The organism is Streptosporangium sp. NPDC004631, assembly GCF_053601935.1.
The window spans coordinates 1-21,532 of record NZ_JBSGCR010000048.1 but is presented as its reverse complement, the minus strand read 5'-3'; the positions used below and the strand labels follow the sequence as shown (position 1 = coordinate 21,532).

The following is a 21,532-nucleotide window of genomic DNA, read 5'->3' as shown; positions in this document are numbered from 1 at the left end:
TGGTGTGAGTTATGACTACGAAAAACGACATCGGCTATCAGGTCGTTTACCGCGGCGAGACGCTGGAGCATCCCAAAGAAGGTGGGTGGGTGTTCTTCCAGCGGCTGAAGGAATATGGCGGCGGGTACTGGCTAGGACGCACCTATCACGATCGCTTCGTTCTGGAGTATGATCGACCCACTTCACTACATGACGGCATCAAATTTATCCTCGAGATGCGCGCTGCAGAGCTAAACTTTGCAACGTTCGATGATGACTTTGAGCTGATATAGGACTGGGCGATGTCATACAACATAGCGGATAAATCACCGGAAGAGCGCGAGAAGGTTAACGTAGATTTGGCGGCGTCAGGCGTGGCGTACAAAGAGCGCATGAATATGCCGATTGTGCCTGCGCAGGTAGAAGAAGAACAGCCGGCGCATCTGCGTGAATACTTCCGTGAACGACTGCAGCATTATCGTGGCCAGAGCCACAAATTCCCAGGTCCGAGCGACCCACGCTATCAGCAGATGGCTGACGCCAACGGCAAGAAGTAAATCCAACCAACTGACATGAACCCGCTACGGCGGGTTTTTTGTTGCCCTATTTCCAAGCGGAGTAACCACTATGGACACTATCAGCGTCAGGATTCCCCGCGTCTATTTCACGGACGGGCGCGTTAGCACGGATGCATTGCAGCAGAAACTTCATCAGGCACTGTGGGAGCGTACCGGCGTGATGCCTGCTCCTGTTCGGGTATTCCTGCATGAAGGTCAAGCAATCATGGCATCCGGCTGTGGCGCTGATGATGTCGAGAACATTTTAGGATTAGGAGTTAAACATGGCTGACATCATCGACAACGCACAAGAGCAAGAAGAACTGATTATCCTCGCCGCCTTATCCAACCGGCCAAAGCCGTCAATGGTATTTACTGGCCGCTGTTATTGGTGTGGAGAGACCATCAGCAAAGGCAATTTTTGCGAGGGCGACAGTTGCGCCGAAGACTACGAACGCCGGATAAAAGCAGACAGGCAGCGAGGTGTCGCATGAGAACAAAACAAAGCACCCTACTCGTCTTTGATGGTCGCATGATCACCATCTATCTTGGTGCGGCTGATGATGAAGAGTATGCCGGTAAGATGGCTATTCTCGAGCAGATCGTTAAGCCTGGCGTAAAGCTCATTGCCGAGCAATCAACGCTCGTTTCACGCACTCCGGCAAACATCACAATCCAGTAGGTGCCAATGGACAAATACAGCCTTTCACGAAGTGAGGCCTGTAACTTCCTTGGCATCTCAGCACCCACGCTGACGAGCTGGATACGCTCAGGAAGACTGCAGGCAACAAGAAAAGACCCATCAAAAACCAAATCCCCCTACCTAATTACTCGCCAAGCCTGTATTGCCGCGCTTAACAATCCGATCCACACTGTGCCGGTGAGCGCGGATGATGCACATGAGGAGAAAGCAGCATGTCATTATTCCGCCGAGGGGAAACCTGGTACGGCAGTTACACGTCGCCAAGCGGCAAAAGAATTAAGGAGTCGCTTGGGACTAAGGACAGACGCCAAGCGCAGGAGTTGCACGACCGCAGAAAAGCTGAACTTTGGAGAATAGACCGACTGGGAGACTTCCCTGAGGTCACATTTGAAGAGGCGTGCTTACGCTGGCTGGAAGAGAAAGCGCACAAGAAATCACTCGATGCAGACAAGGGTCGGATCGGATTCTGGCTCATGCATTTTGAAGGGGTTTTGCTGAAGGATATAACTGAGGCAAAGATTTACACCGCAGTCAGCAGGATGACGAACAGGAAGGCAGAGGAACGATGGGCGTTAAGAGCAGAAGCTCTTGCCAGAAAAGGTATTGAAATTGAGCCACGGAAGGCTGAGCCTGTCTCTACCTCAACCAAAGCCAAGCACCTAGCGCTGATGAAAGCTCTAATGCGTGCTGCAGAGCGTGACTGGAAATGGATTGAAAAGTCTCCGGTGATAAAGGTTCCACAGGAAAGGAATAAACGCGTTAGGTGGCTTGAGCCTGCACAAGCTCAGCGACTTATTGATGAGTGTCCTGAACCGCTTAAATCCACTGTGGAATTCGCTCTGACTACTGGCCTTCGCCGGTCGAACATCATTGAGCTTGCATGGTCGCAGATCGACATGCAGAGGAAGGTGGCTTGGATTTATCCTGAGGATAGCAAATCAGGACGGGCAATTGGCGTCGCTCTCAACGATACCGCTTGCGCCGTTCTGCGGAGACAAATAGGAAATCATCATCGTTGGGTGTTCGTTCACAAAGACCCGGTGAGGAAAATGCGAGTCGATTCTAACACTGCGTGGCGCGCTGCGTTAAGACGAGCTGGCATTGATGATTTCCGCTTCCATGATTTACGACATACCTGGGCGAGTTGGCTGATCCAATCCGGCGTGCCGCTTTCTGCACTTCAGGAAATGGGAGGATGGGAGAGCATCGAAATGGTACAGCGATACGCTCACCTTGCGCCTAACCATCTAACTGAGCATGCGAGGCAAATTGACACGATTTTCGGAGGTTTAGTCCCAAATCTGTCCCATGATGAAATTGGAAATACGGGATGAAAGGCGTAACTCATTGATACTTAATGGCACGCCCTATAGGATTCGAACCTATGACCTACGGCTTAGAAGTTCCTAGAATCACCATCTAACACAGCAACTTACCGCATCAAACCGCGCTCACACGTCCCAAGATGCAAAAAGATGGAAAACCATATCAACAGATGCGAAAACATCCATGTCCCAAATCTGTCCCAGATAGATATCGAAAGCATAGAATTTTCGATACCTATTTTGTTAATAGAATCTGTTCATGTTTGTTGCGGCATTGAGAGTGGCTCCCCCCTGAGCAATCGGAATTGAGTTCTCGCAACCGACCCATGTTGATACCACAGTAGTTCCAGCCTCCTGGAAAACTGTTGGTTGACCAGGACCGTTAAAGTTTCGGATTATCCAACCGCAACAACATGAATTAGTAGCGCTAATAATTGCTATAGGAACCGTGGAATCGGTATTGTTTGAAAGGTTAGCCATTCTCGGAACCTTTCCAGTCGGCCTAACAATTAATGCAGTTCCAGAGAAAGAGATTGATGTTATATTGCCAACAATAGCAGCGTTGAGAAGCTCAACAGCGGTTCCAGCCCCGCTGCCAGCACCACCACCATTAATTGTTATATTCTCTATATTTACAGTTGGGGATGTTAGGTGTGATGCTGTAATTCCTTGAGGAACTATGCAATTATTCATTATCAGGTTCTCAATTGAGCAATTAGTTCCATTTGGAATTATCCCCCACTGTGAGTACTTATCAATTGATATCTTCCCGATAGAGCAATTAACGGCTGTATTGTTTAGCTGTATCTGTACTTTAGTGGCACCAAGAATGCTAGCATTTGCGATAGTGCATTCATTAGCACTTAGCATCAGGATTCCATAAGGTGAGCCTTGAGATCTAATTTCGCCAATTGAGCTTCCCGTTCCGCGAATAATTGCCACCCACGGCTTGGAATTCTGAACCTGCGGGCTGTCATCAGTGTAATAGCACACACCCAGCTTCATTGTGTCTACACGGCAATAGTTACCGCTAAACCCGATGCCAAGCGCACCCCACTGATCTACCTCAACAAAACCAACTGAGTTGTTTCTTCCTAAATCATCACCATCAACTGGCGCACCAAAAATCGCAATGCCACCGGCAATAAACCCAGGTTCTGGGTTGCTACCCGGGACGCCGCATTTTTTACCGCTGGCGCTTTCTACCCTATTATAACTCCCCTTCATCAAGAGCATGTCCCCAGCACAGTGGCCTACTTTAATGCTCGAAATATAGTTGTGAGTACCGCGCATTGCTATTGGGTTATCTCGAATATTGTCGCAGTAGAGTTCCTCTCCCTTCCCGTTAAATCCGTTAAAACTAAATGCATCAGTGCCAATGTTTTTAACGCTAACATTTCTAACTGATGAGTTATCACCTAGCGCAAATGCTCCATTGTTGACTACATCATTGTAGATACTGTCTACGCCAGCAATTCCCTCAACATTCATGTTTTGAAAGTGAATGTTATCTATTCTAGGTAAAAGTTGAACATCTGGCCCAGAGAAAACTGCCTGAACATGATCTGCGAAAATTGTTGAGCCAAGAAAATCAATCTTCTGTCCCTTCATGTCATTTGATGGGAATCTAAGAGTTCTAGTAGTTCTATAGCGACCTCCTGGCGTCCCAGATATAACATGCCTTCCAGTGGCAAAGGCGGCATTAATAGCGTCCGCATCATCCGTTGTTCCATCGGCTTTCGCTCCAAACATCTCAGGCATTACATGCCCAAGCGCAATGGCTAGCGTTGTATCCCCGGCTCCAACCATGTTATAGCCGTCAGGCCCAGCAAGTACGCGTTTATCTACTGCATTACCAACAAGCAATACGCCATCTGGACCTGCGAGCTCTGTCCGCAATTGATCTGGGTCGTATTTCAGCACATTAGGGAAGTAGAACTGCTGAGAGCCGTATGCATCATAAATGGCCATTGAGTGGCCTTGAACCGTCACAAACTTGGCAATTTGACCGCCATAGACCGGATATCCGCCAGCGTTTATCATGATTGGCTGAGGCATCGGCACATGCGACCCATCTTCGTTCTCCAGATAAACCTGAATCTGGTTCTCTGGAATGGTTGGGTCAGTATCAATCTTGCCGATGTAAATCCTGCCGTTAGCTGCAGCTTTGAATGAGCGAGCCAGCGTGAACAATTGCGAAGGCATCGAGACGACAACGTTAGGGACGATATCGGCCATTTATTTTCTCCAGGCGTGCGGAATCCCCACAGGTCGCGCCTGCGGTGGTTTTTTAGGTATAAAAAAAGCCCGACTAAGTTAGCCGGGCCCTGGTGTTGGATGCTGTTACATGTAGTGAATTATTAGAATGATCATTACCCAGAATGCTAAGCAAAATGCTACGACTGCAAGCCAGGCGTTACGGCGATTCCATCTCATTTTTTCCACCTTTTGTACTGCTATGCACGACACTACTAATCGGTGGGTAAATCATCAAATTGGAACGACAGATCAATAACTTGATATTGATCGGCAATGACGATCGATTGATGTAAGGTGTTGATAGATATAAAAGATACCATTTTGGTACTATTGTTCACCCATACAGTTAACCATATCATGCCGATCCATCCATTGGTGAGGCAGAGCTATGGAAGATTTAGAGACGCAGTTTCATCTAAGATTGCCAAAGGAGACTCATGGCAAAGTTAAGCAGCGTGCCAAAATGAATGGGCGCTCACTCAACGCAGAGATCACGCTGATAATCGAAGAGGCACTGGCGCAACCGCCGAAAATAACCGGCTTTCGCGACGACGCAGAACGCTTGGCGCACGAACACGCCGAGCAGTTCAAAAAGGTTGTGGTAGAAACGTTAACCACGATATATCGAAAAGATGACTAGCTCCATGCTATGCTTAGCGAAAACACAGGAGGTTTTATGGAAATTGTAGCTATCGCGCTGCTTATAGCTTTCTTGGTGCTCATTGCCCAGTTGGGGCAAATAATTACCCTGCAGAAGAAAAGCATCAGTGAGACAAAAACTGTGGCAGCATGTCTAGACGAAGTAAACCGCAATTTAGGGCGGCATACTGAATCTGTATTCGACGCCGCAGATCAGTTGAAAAACAGCGTAGAGTCCATAGAGTTAAAAATTAGCGACATAAAATACGTTATGGACGTAATTGAAAAATACAGCCTGCCAGATAGAGAGCAGAGAAAAGTATTAGACCAAGTAAAGATCGATAACGAAATTTATCGGTAGGCCATCCCTGGCCGGTGGTTAATATTCTCTGCCGTCGGCCTCTCCCGAAAGCCATCCAATAATGCCCATTCTCGCGATCGCCTGCTTCTCCTCTCGGGTCAATGTTCTGTAGAACGATTTCCACGCAGTGGAATTGGCGATACGCGTTTCCATTCTTCGATTAATTACCTGCTGTCCCTTCTCGGTCAATTTACCCCCTTTCGCCTGTTTAACGACCGACCTGAATTCAGGCGATGCCAACAGACGATCGGCAGCAACGCTACGCGCCGGGCGGGCGGCCTCTTTGGCTGCCATACCGGCTACGGCGCCGTAGCTAAGCGTCGGGCCGACAACAGGAATGTGGCCCAGCACTGTAGTGGCTAATGCGCCTTTTCCATGACGGTAAATTTTGTCAAGCGTGCCGCCTTCTGCATCGAATTGCTTAATGAACGCGTTCAGCCTACCAGTTTGAATACTGCTCTCGCGAGCCTGGCGCACTGCCTGTGAAACGGTGAAAAGATTCCGTAGCTGTTTGGCAGTTCGTGCTCCAAGCTCCCGCTCAACCATCGGCAGCGTTCCGGAAGATTTCATCCCCTGATACCAGTCAACAAAACCCGGCAGATGGAACTCGTTTTCCTTGCGGCTGCCTTGGCTGAAAGCATCGCGCAACGATGTGGCCACAACTTCCCGTCGGATACGTGGTGAAGGGATATCCTGCTGCAGCGCCCGAAAGCCTTTCGCGTCACCCTTTGACAGGTTTCGGATCGCCAACGATGCTTTTGTGCCGATATCGCCGCGCAGATCTTTGCCAAGCAGCCCAGTTAGCGCATCTTCCATCGTGGTGCGAACCCCGATCAGCTTCTTGGCAGCTTGCCATTTGTCACCCATGCCCGCAGCGACGACCGCCTGTTCCTGATCCGCTGTCAGGTTAGCGTAAAGTTGTTTCAGCGCCCCAGTCTCTTCGTCGCGGAATGGTCCCGAGTTCTTACCGATCGCCTGTCCGATCTGCTTGCGGATGTTGTCCAACCTCGCATAAGTCGGCGCAGTAGCTTCAGAGCCAACAGGGGCAACGGAGTTATAGACCCGCTTTTCCATCGCTGATAGATGTTCAGCACCGCCCAATTCGTCCGCTTTGCCGTCAAGATAGCGAATGATGTTATTGGCTTCGACAGTCTGCCCCTTGGGGATAGCAGCGGAGATCTGGTTATAGAGCTGGTCAGATTTGTTCTGAACAGTGGCAATGCCGCGCTGGAACGAAGACAAAAACTTATCATTCATCGCAGCTTTATCCGGCAGCGCTCCGGCAGCGTCAGTAAGATCCGTGGCCTGTTTAGCGATCTTGGTGAGAGCCTGGTTTTCCTGCGCCGCCAGCTGCGAACCAGGAACTGATTTCAGCGCTTGTTCGAAATCGCGATAGGCCTGATTGCCGGATACGTGCGACAGCAACAAATCGTCCTCCCTCAGCCCTAACTGCTTGGCAGCGTCGATAACATCCTGTCGTGGTGCAACATCGCGCGCGGCGTCAGCCATACGCGATGCGGTTTCTCTGTCAGCTACAGCGCCAACGCGCGCAGCCACATCCTGAACTCCTTGTTCAGGAGGCACCACGGCAGTAGTAGTCTGTTCGCCTGGTACAGTTGCTGCACCCGCCTGCGCCTCACGTTGTGTAGCATTGCGAATAGCGCCAGCAGTGCGGCCGCCGGCGGCCAGCAATCCTCGTCCGATAACGCTGCCGGCAACTCCTGCGGCAAGGTTGCTAGGCAAGTCGTTATTCTGCGTGGACTGCGCAATAGCACCGGGGAGGTTTTCCGCCAACATATTCGACGCTTGCGTTGCTGCCCGTTCTGCACGCCCAGCGCCAACTGTAGAGGCCAGCGCCGCTGCGGTGCGTTCAGCACCGAGACCAGGAATAAGATACGGGCCGATTTCCGCCCCCAATTGCGCATAAGGGTCTGTCGGCCGCATACTTTCTGGCAGTCGCAATTGCATTACCTGGTCTTCTGCTGGTACACCTGCAGCGCTCAGCGCAGTGTTAACTACCTGCCCTGGGATGTTGGCGACATTCACAGCGCTTTGCGCTAACCCTCTAGCTGCCTGCTCAATATTCTGCGATGCAGTTGGTGCAGGAGCTTGCTGCTCCCATGGTTGCGCTGATTGCTGAGCCAGCTGAGCGAGTTCGTCATCAGAACCTGGCGCTGCTTGCTGTGTCCACTGAGCAAAGCGTGGATCATTGACGTAATTTACAGTCTCAGTTGGAACCTGAGTCTTCTCACCACGGAGATATTTTTGGACGTTACCTGGGCCCCAGTTATACGCAGCCAGAGCTGCAGATACGTTGCCATCGTGAGCGTCGATCATCTGCTTTAAATAACGCGCCCCAGCCTCCACCTGCATGGCAGGATTGCGCTTTAGCTCTTCTGGGTCATAACCCATCCCACGAGCGGTGTTAGGCATTACCTGCGTAAGGCCGATAGCACCCTTTCCGCTCATGGCATTGGCATTGCCGCTGCTTTCCTTGCTGATTACCGCACCGAGCAATCCAACAGGGATTCCGAAGCGCTGCTCAGCATCAGAAACAACATCGCCACCTTGCTGCGGTGGCGATTGCTGCGGCTGCTGGTATTTAGTCCATGGCCCATCGGAAGTAGATTCGGCCGTTGCTGCGTTCTGATACTTTTCCCATGGGCCTGCCATTAGTCTTTTCTCCAGCTATTAGGATTGCTTGGGTCGCCGCCAAGGAAGGTATATCCACCTTCGCTCATGCCAGCGCGCGGAGCTGATCCACTCCCACTCTGCGAATTATTGAAGGCGTCGATTTTCTGCTGATAGGTATCAACTACCGGCTGCTGCTTCTGCAGATATGATGTTTGCCGCTGCAGAACTCGCTGCCAGTTATCGATTGCCGCACGCGCTGCTTTTGGTGACATATTTTGGTTTAAGGCAAGAAATGCTCGAGCTGCAGCCTGGCCTTCTGAATCTGAAACAGGCCCTGTTCCTTTCATACCAATTACGCCCATTAGCCGCGCTTGCCCCTGCATCTGCTGGATCTTAGTCCATGCATCGGCCGATGGAGAGCCGGGAATGCTCGAGTTGACAGCTCCTCCAAAGCCAAATATTCCATCGAAATCTTCAGGAGGAATGGCCTTTACCTGATTAACAGTGTCATACATGCTAGCCACGTTATTGACGTTGCTTTGATGAGCGCCGACATAGTCCTGCATCTTCTGCACCGACGCTTGCTGCGTGGCAAGGGATTTGGCGCTGTTCTCACCCGCCTTCAGGCTGAGCTCGAGTCGTTTGTTGGCAATGTCAGCCTGGTTTTTTTGTGAAGTCAGGTTAAGCTGCTGCTGACCCTGATCTAGCTGTCCTTGCTGATACTGCGATTGTTGCTGGAGTCGCTGCTGACCAAGATTCAAATTAGCCTGTGCTATCTGACCAGTCTGCTGCAACTTGGCGTTGTTAGCCTGGAGGTCAAAATATTTGTCAGGTCCGAGTGAAGCGATACCCAGATGGTCAACGAACTGACCGAAGGCCTCCGGGCTCTGCTGGTACATCCGTGCCACATCTGAAGGGTTAACGCCGACGCGCGTTAGATCAACGGAGTTTTTCTGCAGCCATTGCCCCATCGCCTCAGGACTTTGCGATGCCAGACGTGCTGACGCAGCCAGGCTGCCTACGGTGTTCCGCTGATCTTCATCGACGAAACCCATGCCGTTGCGTACTGCCTCGAACTGTTCTGGATATTTGGCTACCAGCCCCCGCATTGCGCCACGATCGCCAGATGAGTAAGCACTCCCGTATTCTTGCTGGAACTCCTTCTGACGCTGCGCCTGCTGGCCTTGCCTCCATGAATTGAAAATTGACCCAGTAGCATTTGCCAATTGCAAGCCAAGATTATTCTCTCCAAGCCGAGAGCGCTCATTGCTGTCTCTGATAAATCCTAGAGCAGCATTTGCATCGCTGGCCTGCGGAGCGTTCGTATTGTTGGTGCCGATACCAGCCAGCAAACTGCCTGCGTTACCTTGTTGCCACGTTGCCATGATTGCCCCTTAAAACAGTGAGCCAAGCGCGCCAACCCCTGCGCCAATAGCAGTACCCCAGCCCGGCATAATCGCAGTGCCAGCGGCTGCGCCTGCTGCTGCACCCTGGAGGGCTCCGCCGAATTTTGATGGCCGATTAGCATTAGCCGCAGCTAGACCTGCCTGCTGTTGTAACAACTGTCCGGTATTGTTCGCATAGGACTGACCGGCATTTGCCTGCCCCTGCAATGCACCAAGACCGATATTTGCTAGGTTCTGGTAGTTGTTCATCTGACCTGTGAGCCAGTTCTGACCAAGCATTGGGGCGATAGACGCCAGCCCGTTGCTTGTAGCTGATGAGCCAAGACCTCCAGTTGCCTCTGACGACGCCAGTTGCTGATACCTGGCTTGATTGGCCAGGTCTTTAAATTGACCTGAGTTGTAATAATCGTTCAGCGCTGACTGCTGGCCTTGCAGTGAAGATAACCCCTGCAGTTGACCAATGTACTGTTGAGCAAGAGGCGTGAATGGCGCAAGGTTCTGCATGTTCGTCTGCCACATCTCGCGCTGCAGATCGATCCCGCGGTTAGTTGCATCTGCCTGAGCGCCTGCACCACTGTCCCCGCCTTTGCAGGGCACTTCGCGATCACGAACTTTGTTCATAAGCTGGAAAATTAGCATTTCTGCATGTCCTCATACTGCGAACGAGTGAGCTGATACAACGTGACGCCAATAGGCTTGCCGTTGCTCATATATGCATCATCAAGGTGCCCAATGCGCGTAGCTCCGAGCAACCTTATGATTGCTCGGCCATATTTGGTAGTGTCTGGAACCATCGTGACGCTGTTAAGGAATGGAGAGTTTTCGAGAAGCCATTTGCAGAATAACCTGTGGCCGTTCAACGCATATTCCCCCCGAAATCCAGGGTCATATATCGCGTGGCATTCAACAACGCTATGCCAGAAACTGCGGACTTCATGAACGCCGGTCAAGACTAATCCCTCGTAAATTCCTAGATAAAACGCATCAGGCTTGATGTGATATTTATCACCGGAATCAACGATATTTCCTGTCGTTTCTGGATTATTTAGAAATTCTGCAAGCTTAACCGGGTTATCGATGAGCTTTATTTCCATTAGTTTATTAACCCATGAGCCCTTAGGTCATCTTCAAGCGCTTTAATGCGCTGGCGAGCCTGAGTAAGGGAGTTGGCGATCTGCTGTATCTGAACGATGTCCAGAATCCCAATCGTCCATGCCTGGTTAGCGTCGAATGCTCCGCGGTACGCAGTGCCGGTTGCTGCCGTCCATCCTGTTCGTTGCGCTCCGACAACCTGAATGCCTGCCACTTTGTAAGAAACGGCATTAACGCTGCCGCCAACTTGCAGCTTGTCAGTGGTTGGCGTTGCAATGTTGCCTACGAGGAACGAACCGCCAGAGGACTGCACCGATTGGCTAGTTGATACAGCCTTAGATACATAGTTGGTTTCGATGGTTGAAACCTTTCCCTGCAGAGTAGTGATATTGCCTTCTGCAGTAGTGACGCGTGTTGTCAGTGATGCGACATTGGTTTGCAGCGATGTAATGTTGCTCTCAACCGTCACCATGCGGACGGTAAGGCCTGCAATATCCGTGGTGTTCTGGGTTATACGCGTTTCATGGTTAGCCAGTTCCGCTTCGTTGGCAGAAATCCTCGTTTCGTGGTCTACAAGCTCAGCTTCTGCGGCTGTGATTCGCGTCTCATGATCAACCAAGGTCGCTTCAGCAGCTGTGATGCGTTGCTCATGGTTGACGAGCGTCGCCTCTGCAGCTGTTATTCGCGACTCATGGTTTGCCAGAACCAAATCCTGCTCGTCGTTCTTCTTCTGGGCGTCCCATGCCCCCTGACCAGCTTCATTGGCCTTTCCCGCCACGTTGCCCAGGTCGGTTCCCTGTTGAATGACGTAAAGTAGGTAAGGCTGGGAGAAGATATTGCGAGGCAGGAGAGTGGCATCGATGCGCGTAGCCTGGATGATTACTGGTTCTTTCAATCCATCATCAGCCATTATTCGATCCTCAATGAGCAGTCCGATAGAGTTACCGGTGAGCGGGTAATCACGCGCACCTTGAAGCCGATATTCTTCCTGACTCGGCCAACGCGACGCCATATAGCGCGCTTGTCGTAGATGAATGGCGCATTGTAATCGACCATTTGTTCTCGGCCGTAGTTTGAGCCATCAACCGTTGCAGAAATGAATAGACGCTCAGCCCACTGAGACACACCCGTTGCTGATTCGAGCTCAAAATCGAACACCCTGGCGTTATCAGCCTTGAACATGGGGGTAAACAACAGATGTTCAGCCTGCTTGTCGTATTGAGCAGATGAGTCAAATTTAAGCGCGCCGGTGACAGCCTCTAACTTGTCTCCCACCGTTACCTGATTTCCTTCGAACACATAATCGATAGAGCGGTGAACGTCATCGAATAGGCCGGTTTTCAGGATGCACCATTGCGAACCGCTTTGGCTGGCGGTAGCGTCATAGCACAGGACGTGGCGTGGAAGATGGGCGAACAGCAGTTCATGGCTATCAAACCGAATTGACTCCAGCACGCCAGTAGCCAGCTCGTCTGCCGTGTAGCTGCGCAATACCTTTTCCACCGTTGCAGTGGCAATCTTCGAGGCTTGGCCGTTGTTGATAATGTAGATTGATGGTGCACCGGTAGACTGATGGCTAATAAAGGCGAATGAGTCCATGAATTCTGTCTTGCAATAAGTACCTGCAATACCCTTCTGCACCATCAATGATGGTTGAGCGACATAAATCGCGGCGGATGCGTCTGCCGCTCCAGTGAGAGAGAAATACTCAATAGTGCTGCTACCAAACATCACAACGAAATCACGCCACACGCCACACCCAATAATGCCATCTGGCTGGCTCTCTGCCGTATAGAATGGACGGAATCGGTCAGGGTGTGATTCGTCCTCCAGGTCTGTTACGCCGAAGGTCTGAGTGCCATCCTTAACCCAGACATAGCGCCCACGCGCCCGGCAGATATCTTTAACACTGCCAATGTCGTATTGAGCATATTCAGTTCCACCTACGTTGGGTGGCCAGTTCTGCAGGGTTTTATTCGTGCCGTCGTATCGATAAAGCGTCATGACGCCGTTGGCTGCCGCCGCCTGACTAGTAGCGCTGTGTGCCATGCTTACGCGCTGACTTCCAGAAACACTCCCGCGCTCTGAGTTCCCTTTGTAAATCTTCTCTCCGGCTACACGATATGGAATGTTCTCTACCGTGTTGTACTCCACGCCGCGAGACACTCCAGAAACGTCTGAGCGCTTCGCTACGCCAGGGAAAGAGCGAAGATACCCAGATGCATTCAAAACTTCTTTCGGCGTCGCCAGCATGTTAACAGGAAGCAAATCGACGTAATCAGCATTGCGGTAGTCTTTGCCAAGGCCTTTGGCTAATGGCAGCTTTTGGATTGGCATGAGTCACCTACTGATTTGGGATGTCGCCGTCAATCGGGGGCAGATCGCCTGGATAATATCGGTCGATGGTAAACACGTCGTATTTGTTGCCCTGCCCAAGCGGGAAATCTCCGCGACGGCGCATCGACGGAACAACGAGCGTGTCAGTCAGCAGCGCGTCATATGAGCGATGAGCATTAGTCAGGACTTGAGGTGATGGCTCTACGCCATAATCAGACAGCATGCGGAGTATTAGCTGATAGCCAACTGCATGTTTGTATTTGCGCGGCAGTCCAGAGTCATCGTCTGGTAACGGCTCCTCGCCATCCGCCGCGAACAAATAACCGACGTTACCAGGATTAATCATCCATTCAGCCATCATGTCTTCGAGGTCATGAATGGCATCCTCGACTGATTGAGGCTCTACATCAGTTAGAGTTGCATTTGAAGCTACTGCGGGTTTTCTGAGAGCGAATAAGACGATCTCACCCTTTGTCAGAGTCGTTGCCATTGTCAGCCGCCTTGCGCCCACGCTTAACAACCGGCTTGATGTCGTCAACGGAAGCCACAAAGCCGAGCTTTTCGTAAATTGGGAAGTCTTTCTCTGCGATTACAGCCTGAACATGGCCAGCGTCGTTATCGGCAGCCATAAAGATGCTCATGCGATCCATTTCGCCTCCAAAAAATAAAGGGGCCGAAGCCCCTCGCGATTACGGATTGCCGAAGAACTGGCCGCCCATGTGTGGGTTGAAGCACACGTAGGCTGGCAGCAGGTCGAAACGCATTTTCTGCACGTTAGCGTCGCCGTCCGAGTATTTGTGTACGCGGATAGAGAAGCCTTCGTAAGTTGCGACTGCAGAGTCGATGCTGTTCAGTTTTGGCAGAGGAATAGTACCCAGGCCGCAGAAGAACTTGTTGTAGAACAGGTTAGGCTTCATGGTTTGGCTTGCAGTACCGATTACAGTCACCGCATCACCCGCTGCAACCTGACGGTTAACTGCATTGTATTGTGGGTTGGTGGTGTCGTAAATCGGCACACCTGACAGAGTAACAGTCACCGCGCCGCCGGCGGTAGAGTTCGCGTCGGCCAGAACGGTTGCAGTGAAGCTGATAGGTGCAGAGCCGTTATACAGAACCTGCTTGCTCTGCTGCTGCAGCCAGTAGGTGTTGGTGAACTTAATCTGGTCGCCAGCTTTCAGGAAGCCAGTTACAGATGCGGTTGCACCGGTCAAAGTCACCTGGAACTGATAGGTGTCTTTCACCGCGTTATAGGTCACGGTCGGAGCTGTTTGCACCGTCAGCGTACCACCGAATGCACCTTGCGTGCGGGATGCCAGGCCGTTAGACATCAGCGCGCGAATGCCGCCGAAGTTAGTGGAGATCTGCGCATTTTCCCAGGCGGTGCGAACCAGTTGGTCGGCAGCGTGCAGACCAGATTGCGCGTCTGCCAGGCGCTGGGCTGACCACGGATCCATTACCGCATAGTTCTCACCCTCAACGACGCCCAAATCCTTCAGGAAGGATGCGGTTTGAGCCACATCAGACCATTTGTTGATCGGGGTATTGGGGCTCCCCAGAGCCAGTGCGCCATTGTTCATCATGAACTTGGCCAGCTCAGTTTCCAGGTCGGTTACGATGCGCTGACGAACCGGAGCCAGAATTTCTTCCAGTTGGTTCAGCTTGATCGCTTCTTCCAGTTGCTGATACTCGACGGCAACAGTGATGTAGTTGCCGACGCGGCCAGTTGCCTTACCGGAGATCAGGTTGTTCTTCGCCTGACCCGAAATGTCACCCGTAGGAGTGCGCAGAGATGAGAACTGATGCGGACGTTTGAAGCTCACGCTATCGCCGGTATTGGAGTTGATTTCTCCAGCCAGCAATTGGCGGTCTACGGTTTTTGCCAATACCAGGTCAGACATGAAACCAGGCAGGAATTTTTTCAGGACGATTTGACTGACGTTACTGTTTAAATCATTGGTAGCCATTTAGCTGTTCCTTATTCGATTTTAGCGCCGGGGCAGAGTTTGTTGAAATCATCTTGTTTCGCATCAGCGCCGCCACCACGAACCTCCGGCTCTGGCTTGATGGCTTTCTTAGGCTTTGGTGCCAACTTAACTTGCTGGCTAATCTGGCCTAAGAGGAATGCTGCGCGAATTGGGTCTGTCTCAGCGGCTACACGCTGGCGTAGTTGTTGGTTCTTGCCCAATGCATAAGCAACGAGTTCAGAACCTTCGTCGGCGGCATGAATCAGGATTTCCTGTTGGATAACCGGAATCTCCTGGCGAACGATGTCTTCCATCTCGCGATAGTCTTTCACCGGAAGCTTTGCTGCTCGCTCCTGATGCTTCGTAAGGCGTTCTGTTAGTCGTTGCTGCAATTCTTGCTGCTGACGTTGCTGCTGTTGTTTAACCTGCTCAGCACGGCCTTTCTTCTCATGCCAATCAGTCATCGCCTGCTCAAACGCTGCTTCGTCGTACTCGCACGACTCAAGGGTCGGCTTTGGAGGAATAACGTCTGATTGTGGTTGCTGCGCTTCTGCTGGCTTGGATTGAATCTGCTCAAGCTGGCGGCGTAGCTCCCGGTTTTCTTTCTGCGTTTCTTTGAAGCCCTTGCGAAGCTCCTTCACCCATTGAGGAGCTGGCTGCCCATCAATGTGATCGTCTTCTTCAGGGTTGAGGCTAATTTCCTCATCACCGATTTGCAGTGAGTAATCCTCTGGCTGCTCTTCGGGCTGTTCACTTTCGGCCTTTTTCTCTTTCTGCTCTGGCTCTTCCTGTGATTTATCCTCAGGATTTTCCTTTGCTTCAGTGATTACTTCTTCGGCTTCTTCCTGTTTTTCAGACAGGTCAATAACCTGACCGTCGATGATCAGTTCGCTTTCCATTGATTACTCCTGGTTAACTCGGCATTGAGTCTGCCGGTGACTGTGGTGATGTGGGGATTTGTTCTTGCTGGGATTTAAGAAGGTCATTCAGGAGCTGAATTGCATCCATAACCCCTTTCTTGTTGATGTTCTGTGCCTGGGAAAGCTTGTAGACAACATTGGCCTGACTTTCCTGAGCATCCTGCTGAGCTGTGAACGCTTTAATGACGGTTTCACGCGTCGCGTTATCAGCCTTCTTGTTCTCTGCCTCAGCCGCAACCATCTGAGCCTGTGCCAGAACCATTTCAGGGTTAGGCTGGTTCTGAGCTGCCATCTGCGCTTGCTGGACGATCTGCTGCTCTTCCTGGTTTCGCGGCTTGGCGATACCAGAGGTCAGAAGCTGCTTGCGGTTGAACTCTTTGAAGTCCTCCAAGCCTTCGCCGTCCAGGTTATCCATGATGATTCCTTGGATAGCTGGTCGAAGCGGATCGGTTGGCAACATGGAGTTGAGAACGTTGGTCAGCACTGAAACCGTGGCATCACGTCTTGCCGTATAGCTTGGCCCGACATCAACGGTAACGTCATATCGTCCCGTAGATAGGTCATTCAGCGCAACCACTCGGCCAGTCTGGCGATCAACAACCTGCGCATTCATCAGCGCGATGTCATCGGTGCCGTCTTCGTTAACCACGCGAACTTCACGCTCTGAACCGTAAACCTCTCGAGCCATAGACAGCCAGACCTCACCGGCACGCTTCAGGCTCTTAGCCATGTTGTCCAGGTAGATGAACGATGCCATGTCGGCGCGGTTCATCAGGTTGTTAACAGTTTCTTGGGCTACGTTGCTAGGCATCTGCTGCATTGCCTGGCTGCCGCCGGTCACTTCCTGAATGTCAGCGCTAGTCTGCTGCAGTAGCGCTGCCAATGCCTGGTTCATCACTGCCGGTTGCGTATATCCCGCTGGCGTAGCACCGGCGATGATATTACCTGCCTTATCCTTTACCTCACGCAGAGGAAGGAACGCTGGACGCTTCTTGTTACGCGCTTCCCAGTGTTTTTCGAGCCCTCTGATTTGCTCCATGCCGACGATAGGAATCTGCCCTGGATCTTGAGCTGCAGTATCGGCCAGCATCGAAACCTGCAGGTTGTAGAGTCGTTGCGGGTCCATGGCCTTGGCAATGTGGCCTTCAACGCGCTCAATGTCGTCGATAAACCATCGCTTGCCATATACCGGAATAAGCGGGATATGCTCACCAGGGATGCGGCGAGGCTTCTCAAGGAAGTTCTGGCCGTCAACCACTGACACATAGACGCGACGACGCTTCACGGAGCGACGCGCAACCTCTACGAATCCAGCCTCAGCCAGCTCATCCTCGATATCTTCGATTTGGTCGCTATCGTAGGTGGCGATTTCACCAGTCAGCGGCTGCTTGTAGCTGATGACATCCACCGATTCCTTGCGCACTTCGTAATACTTAGCGATGTAAACGACCTCTGGCTCGAACCAGTCAAACTCCCAAGAGGAGATCGTCGTTACATCGAGAGACGCCGGTGGAGTCTTGCCATATTCTGCCTCGTACTTTTCAGGAGAAAGCGAATACATGCAGAAAGCCCACAGCGCATCAGACTTGTCGTACTTCTTCGCGTCAGGGTCAAACCACACTGAGCGCGATGGGTCGTATATCGGCTCAATAGCAATGCGCTGGCGATCGTCCATCGGGTCGTATTCATTGACCAGCATCGACGTCAGGCGGAAGCAGCCAAACCCACCGGTAGCAGCATCATCAAATGCGTTATCGCAAGCCTCGCCGCCGTCGGTTTCCTCGTAGTCAGCACGGAACAGGCCATTCAGCTTGTTTGCCAGCTCTTCGCTTGCTTCGCGATCGCCAGGGCGAAACTTCACAGTGATGCGGTTGTTCCGATATTCGGCAATGATGCGGTTAAGCTCAGTGGCCACTTTGTTGATTTCGAACTTCGGGTATTTCTCGAACTGGTCGTCAAGCTTGGTTCCCGCTGCTGTTGCTCCTTCCCATTGACCGCCAGGGACACGAGCGAATCGCGTAGCTTCGATGCACTTTTCGCGCACATCTTGCTGCGGCGTATAGGCGCGGTCAAACCTGAGCATGACGCGCTCATGTTTTTTCTCTAATGTCTCTGCCATGTTTACCAACCGGAGGATGAGGGAACGTAGACATCCTCTTCAACTGGAGGATTCTTTATGTCTGCATAACGAATTGCATAGCGACGCATCATGTAGGCGTAACGGACAGCATCAAGGATGTCGTCGCGTACCTTCACAATCTTTCCTTTCTCGTCGCGGTGATAGAAGTTGTACTCTTCGAAGAAATCACGGAGGCCAGAGAACACCCTGAATTTACCTCTGCGCATTAAGTCGTATAGTTCGAATAACCCGGGCTCTACAGATCTGCTTCCATCTTCCCATTGGGCATGTTCAGGAAGCATCTGGAATCCAGCCTCTTCATAATATGACTTCTGCTGAAGTCCAGAGCCCTTCTCCGTCTGAAGCCCATCTGGAGGCCATGCTATTGGCACGTTATCAGCCCAAGACTTCACTGCGCTGAACGCTTCTGCTGGAGAAACCTGACGCGCCTTGTATGCGCGCGTGAGATAGAATGATTCGTTCTCAATATCCCATGCCAACTGGACATGCGCCTGCGGGTGATCCCAACCAAAGTCCATGCCGTTGATGACTAGCCAGTGATCTGGGATAGGGAAAGGGTCGCACTTTACAAAATCTTCGCCGAGGTCATAGATTCGCCCATGCCCAAGCATTGGGATACCCTTGGTGCGCATATCCCTTTGATGCGGCGGGTACGACTCAAGCAGGTCTTTCTTCACTTTCTCGCTTAAGTGTGGCGCATCATCCCAGCCTACATTCATGCAGTGCTGACCAGATGACGGGCTATCCATGAAGGCTATAACCAAATCGGTTCGACCGTTCTCTGGGGTAAACGTCAGAATCCCACGCCCGCCATTACCTTTATCCCCAGTTGCTGTACGAGTAAGCACCTGCGGATAGATCGTCGCGTCTTTTGGCTCTTCGTCGATATGGAACCAGTCAACGGCATCCCCCATCAGAGCATGCTGGCCTTGTGAGTACGACCAGAATTGAATCTTTGATAGCTGACCTGATTTGTGCCTGATGTAAGCAGAGCGAACAGCATTAGGTGTACCCTGCATCGGCTCTGTATCGACAATCAATTCGCCGGGGATTAATCCGCCATCCCACCCATTGTCAGTGCGACGACCAAGGATAGGTGTCTGCAATAGGTCTCGGCATTTCTCACCAGAATACCCAAGACACCAGATTAACGGTGCATGTTCGAACCTGTGTCCATCCCACCCTTCAGGGTAATCACCCATTGCGTGGATAGCATCAATACCCGTGCCGGTATCCGTCTTGCCAGTACGGTTAGCAGCGATCAGTGCAACCTGGGTGAACTGAGATGTTGCGGCAATGAATTTCTTTTGCCAGGGGTAGCGAGATTTGTAGAAGCGCTTATAGCGATAGACATTCTCGCGGCGCTGTTTTTCTTCGATTAACTGGATTAGCTCAATCTTCTGGCTCTTCGTCATTCCGTTCAGCAGAGGCAGCTTGTCCATTCATTAGCTCCCTTATTCGCTTATCAATATCATCGTCTGAACGGTCAGCCATTGTGATCGTCTGGTCATGCTGGATTCTTTCACCATATTTCTTTGGCATGATCTTCGATAGATACCATTTGCGCGTATCTATGCGCAGCCTTGAACGCTGCACATGCTCGCCATTAAGTTGGTATCCGATCGCGTTGCCTTCCTTATCGAGCTTTTCCATCCAGTCGTTACTTCCATCATCAGCAATATCGAACAGCTCTTCGGCAATAGCCTCTGCGCCTTCCTCTTTCGCTCGCACGTATTGGGCGCGAAACTCAGGGATTCGGCTAATCCATCTCAGCACTGTTTGCTTGCATGGCATCCCATCATCACGACAGACGGAGCGAAGCGATTCGCCCTCCGCCAGTCTTAGGCAGATGCTTTCCGCTAACTCTTCTGTGTAATCTGATGGGCGACCGCCTTTGTTTATTTCATCGCCCATAAATCACCTTATGGTTTAGTGAATGCCTGAGCGTACTCAACCATACGGCCAGGGGTTAACTGGATAACGCTCATGTCACCCAATGGCAGGAAGCCAGCGGCGATCTTCGCGTTGCACTTAATGGTGAAGTCGGCGCGGTCAGAGCTAACCACGATGTCGTAGTCAGTTGCTGTAGTTCCGCCGGCGGCGACAACCTGGAAATATTCGGTCTTGGTCGGAGTGGCATGAACGCCAACCAAACCGCCTTGAGGGAAGCGCGATGCTGCGATATGCGACTTAACCACTGGAATCAGGTTTGCTACCGAACCAGCGGTTGCTGTCTGCATGGATGTGATTGCCATTACTTAGCCCCTTTCTTTGGTTTCTTCTTGCCTTTACCGGCTTTGCTCATAGCAATGGCGATAGCCTGGTCTTGTGGCTTGCCTGCTTTAACTTCAGTGGCGATATTCGCGCTGATGACCTTTTTCGACTTGCCTTTCTTCAGTGGCATAGCTTTCTCCTTAACCGAACAGGCCGAGCGCTTCTTCTGCCATCTTGATGGCCTTATCCACGCGACCGACGACGCCGGGCTCTGTTTGCACGCGCGTATAGGCATCTTTGAACAGCTCGTATTTGAGCTTGTTGCCGCCGATGAAGGTGATTGCTTTCTCACCTGCCGCGGTGTCGCTCTGAACCAGTTTGAACACTTCGAGGTTCATTGCCTGCTCTTCGGTCATTTCTGTAATTGCCATGATTGGCTCCAGTTGTTTGGTTAAAGCCATTATCGAAGCCACTCAGTGAATGGCTCCTGTAATGCGCTCAGCAGTCCTTTGGTTGCAGCGAGTTGCCGCATACTTCCGGTTGTCGATAGCGCCAAGTTGCCAGAGTCGCGCCACTAGCCCCCATCAGGTAGGCCACATCGCCGCCCGCACTCGTCAGCCCTTCACCCAGCGTTACTGAGTTGCTCAGGTTGTCGTGCCCCTGAAATGTGATCGTGTTGCTGGCCTGATGGAATATAGGGTCCTGCGCAGCGTGGATGATTTCATTCCCGTTGGCAGTGATGATTTTCAGTGCAAACATTTTCTTTCTCCTGGTTCTTCTATTGGGTTAATCGCAGCATTAGCCACACCTCTCGGAGTTGCCTCGCCACTTCCGTCTTTCCGGCTGCCAAGACGTGATCACCTCCTGCTAGGTAACACAGTCTTATTCCTTGTCGGGGGAATTCATTTCGCTAAGCAAACCTGATTGATGTAATCCTGCAAACCGGCAATCTGCTTATTGGCTATTTCGATTCGCTCTCTGAGGGTGAAATAATCCCGTTGA

The 21,532-nt window shown here is 51.5% G+C and carries 27 protein-coding genes and 1 pseudogene; 9 read left to right on the top strand and 19 right to left on the bottom strand.

The features are described 5' to 3' along the window. Positions 1-11: 11 nt before the first annotated feature. From ACWEF2_RS30035 to ACWEF2_RS30005, 7 genes and pseudogenes are all read left to right on the top strand, one after another. Positions 12-272, top strand: a complete 261-nt coding sequence (locus ACWEF2_RS30035) for a hypothetical protein (protein WP_060441884.1) — start codon at positions 12-14, stop codon at positions 270-272. Between the two features lie 9 nt (positions 273-281). Continuing rightward, positions 282-536: a DNA polymerase III subunit theta gene (locus ACWEF2_RS30030; RefSeq protein ID WP_350590962.1), complete on the top strand. Its 255-nt coding sequence runs from the start codon at positions 282-284 to the stop codon at positions 534-536. Between the two features lie 70 nt (positions 537-606). After that, positions 607-828: a hypothetical protein gene (locus ACWEF2_RS30025; RefSeq protein ID WP_350590961.1), complete on the top strand. Its 222-nt coding sequence runs from the start codon at positions 607-609 to the stop codon at positions 826-828. Beyond that, a complete protein-coding gene (locus ACWEF2_RS30020) occupies positions 821-1,030 on the top strand; it encodes a hypothetical protein (protein WP_350590960.1) in 210 nt (69 codons plus the stop codon). Before ACWEF2_RS30025 ends, ACWEF2_RS30020 begins: the two co-directional genes overlap by 8 nt. Before the next feature lie 38 nt (positions 1,031-1,068). Further along, complete coding sequence (locus ACWEF2_RS30015) at positions 1,069-1,218, top strand: hypothetical protein (RefSeq protein WP_350590958.1); 150 nt, start codon at positions 1,069-1,071, stop codon at positions 1,216-1,218. A gap of 6 nt (positions 1,219-1,224) precedes the next feature. After that, positions 1,225-1,359: pseudogene (locus ACWEF2_RS30010) on the top strand (helix-turn-helix domain-containing protein); the annotation flags it as partial. Positions 1,360-1,451: 92 nt separating this feature from the next. After that, a complete protein-coding gene (locus tag ACWEF2_RS30005; RefSeq protein ID WP_359739609.1) occupies positions 1,452-2,573 on the top strand; it encodes an integrase in 1,122 nt (373 codons plus the stop codon). Between the two features lie 234 nt (positions 2,574-2,807). Here the strand turns inward: ACWEF2_RS30005 and ACWEF2_RS30000 are convergent, their stop codons facing one another. Next, positions 2,808-4,802, bottom strand: a complete 1,995-nt coding sequence (locus tag ACWEF2_RS30000) for a phage head-binding domain-containing protein (RefSeq protein ID WP_359739607.1) — start codon at positions 4,800-4,802, stop codon at positions 2,808-2,810. A 409-nt stretch (positions 4,803-5,211) separates the two neighbouring features. Between ACWEF2_RS30000 and ACWEF2_RS29995 the strand changes: the two genes are divergently transcribed. Both ACWEF2_RS29995 and ACWEF2_RS29990 read left to right on the top strand, forming a co-directional pair. After that, complete coding sequence (locus ACWEF2_RS29995; RefSeq protein ID WP_350590105.1) at positions 5,212-5,463, top strand: Arc family DNA-binding protein; 252 nt, start codon at positions 5,212-5,214, stop codon at positions 5,461-5,463. Between the two features lie 36 nt (positions 5,464-5,499). Next, complete coding sequence (locus ACWEF2_RS29990; protein ID WP_350590103.1) at positions 5,500-5,823, top strand: hypothetical protein; 324 nt, start codon at positions 5,500-5,502, stop codon at positions 5,821-5,823. A gap of 18 nt (positions 5,824-5,841) precedes the next feature. Here the strand turns inward: ACWEF2_RS29990 and ACWEF2_RS29985 are convergent, their stop codons facing one another. From ACWEF2_RS29985 to ACWEF2_RS29900, 18 genes are all read right to left on the bottom strand, one after another. Continuing rightward, positions 5,842-8,496: a lytic transglycosylase domain-containing protein gene (locus tag ACWEF2_RS29985; protein WP_350590102.1), complete on the bottom strand. Its 2,655-nt coding sequence runs from the start codon at positions 8,494-8,496 to the stop codon at positions 5,842-5,844. After that, on the bottom strand, positions 8,496-9,842 hold the full coding sequence (locus tag ACWEF2_RS29980; RefSeq protein WP_350590101.1) for a phage DNA ejection protein: 1,347 nt from the start codon (positions 9,840-9,842) through the stop codon (positions 8,496-8,498). The genes ACWEF2_RS29985 and ACWEF2_RS29980 overlap by 1 nt, the downstream gene beginning before the upstream one ends. A gap of 9 nt (positions 9,843-9,851) precedes the next feature. Beyond that, the gene (locus tag ACWEF2_RS29975; protein WP_350590100.1) at positions 9,852-10,502 is read right to left on the bottom strand and encodes a hypothetical protein; all 651 of its coding nucleotides are present in this window, start codon (positions 10,500-10,502) and stop codon (positions 9,852-9,854) included. Beyond that, positions 10,496-10,957, bottom strand: coding sequence for a DUF2824 family protein (locus ACWEF2_RS29970; protein WP_350590099.1), 462 nt, complete (start codon positions 10,955-10,957; stop codon positions 10,496-10,498). The genes ACWEF2_RS29975 and ACWEF2_RS29970 overlap by 7 nt, the downstream gene beginning before the upstream one ends. Then, positions 10,957-11,865: a hypothetical protein gene (locus ACWEF2_RS29965; RefSeq protein WP_350590098.1), complete on the bottom strand. Its 909-nt coding sequence runs from the start codon at positions 11,863-11,865 to the stop codon at positions 10,957-10,959. Before ACWEF2_RS29965 ends, ACWEF2_RS29970 begins: the two co-directional genes overlap by 1 nt. Further along, entirely contained in the window at positions 11,865-13,292 is a 1,428-nt protein-coding gene (locus ACWEF2_RS29960; RefSeq protein ID WP_350590097.1) for a packaged DNA stabilization protein, read from the bottom strand. The genes ACWEF2_RS29965 and ACWEF2_RS29960 overlap by 1 nt, the downstream gene beginning before the upstream one ends. Before the next feature lie 7 nt (positions 13,293-13,299). Then, on the bottom strand, positions 13,300-13,782 hold the full coding sequence (locus ACWEF2_RS29955) for a packaged DNA stabilization gp4 family protein (RefSeq protein ID WP_350590095.1): 483 nt from the start codon (positions 13,780-13,782) through the stop codon (positions 13,300-13,302). After that, on the bottom strand, positions 13,757-13,942 hold the full coding sequence (locus ACWEF2_RS29950; RefSeq protein ID WP_060446553.1) for a hypothetical protein: 186 nt from the start codon (positions 13,940-13,942) through the stop codon (positions 13,757-13,759). The genes ACWEF2_RS29955 and ACWEF2_RS29950 overlap by 26 nt, the downstream gene beginning before the upstream one ends. 39 nt (positions 13,943-13,981) lie before the next feature. Further along, complete coding sequence (locus ACWEF2_RS29945; RefSeq protein WP_350590093.1) at positions 13,982-15,256, bottom strand: P22 phage major capsid protein family protein; 1,275 nt, start codon at positions 15,254-15,256, stop codon at positions 13,982-13,984. Between the two features lie 11 nt (positions 15,257-15,267). Further along, entirely contained in the window at positions 15,268-16,155 is an 888-nt protein-coding gene (locus tag ACWEF2_RS29940) for a phage capsid protein (protein ID WP_261466014.1), read from the bottom strand. Between the two features lie 13 nt (positions 16,156-16,168). Then, a complete protein-coding gene (locus tag ACWEF2_RS29935; RefSeq protein ID WP_350590092.1) occupies positions 16,169-18,295 on the bottom strand; it encodes a portal protein in 2,127 nt (708 codons plus the stop codon). A gap of 2 nt (positions 18,296-18,297) precedes the next feature. Further along, positions 18,298-19,758 carry a phage terminase large subunit family protein gene (locus tag ACWEF2_RS29930; RefSeq protein ID WP_060429375.1) on the bottom strand — a complete coding sequence of 487 codons (1,461 nt, stop codon included), beginning with the start codon at positions 19,756-19,758 and terminating at the stop codon, positions 18,298-18,300. After that, positions 19,709-20,230, bottom strand: coding sequence for a terminase small subunit-like protein (locus tag ACWEF2_RS29925; RefSeq protein WP_042784825.1), 522 nt, complete (start codon positions 20,228-20,230; stop codon positions 19,709-19,711). The genes ACWEF2_RS29930 and ACWEF2_RS29925 overlap by 50 nt, the downstream gene beginning before the upstream one ends. Before the next feature lie 8 nt (positions 20,231-20,238). Further along, positions 20,239-20,571: a DUF1737 domain-containing protein gene (locus tag ACWEF2_RS29920; RefSeq protein ID WP_197750255.1), complete on the bottom strand. Its 333-nt coding sequence runs from the start codon at positions 20,569-20,571 to the stop codon at positions 20,239-20,241. Further along, positions 20,571-20,720, bottom strand: coding sequence for a hypothetical protein (locus ACWEF2_RS29915; RefSeq protein WP_350590088.1), 150 nt, complete (start codon positions 20,718-20,720; stop codon positions 20,571-20,573). Before ACWEF2_RS29915 ends, ACWEF2_RS29920 begins: the two co-directional genes overlap by 1 nt. Positions 20,721-20,730: 10 nt before the next feature. Further along, entirely contained in the window at positions 20,731-20,961 is a 231-nt protein-coding gene (locus ACWEF2_RS29910) for a DUF2560 family protein (protein ID WP_060441909.1), read from the bottom strand. Between the two features lie 67 nt (positions 20,962-21,028). Further along, the gene (locus ACWEF2_RS29905; RefSeq protein WP_350590086.1) at positions 21,029-21,289 is read right to left on the bottom strand and encodes a hypothetical protein; all 261 of its coding nucleotides are present in this window, start codon (positions 21,287-21,289) and stop codon (positions 21,029-21,031) included. A 143-nt stretch (positions 21,290-21,432) separates the two neighbouring features. Beyond that, on the bottom strand, positions 21,433-21,532 hold a 100-nt coding region (locus ACWEF2_RS29900; RefSeq protein ID WP_453819660.1), incomplete at its 5' end, for a lysis system i-spanin subunit Rz.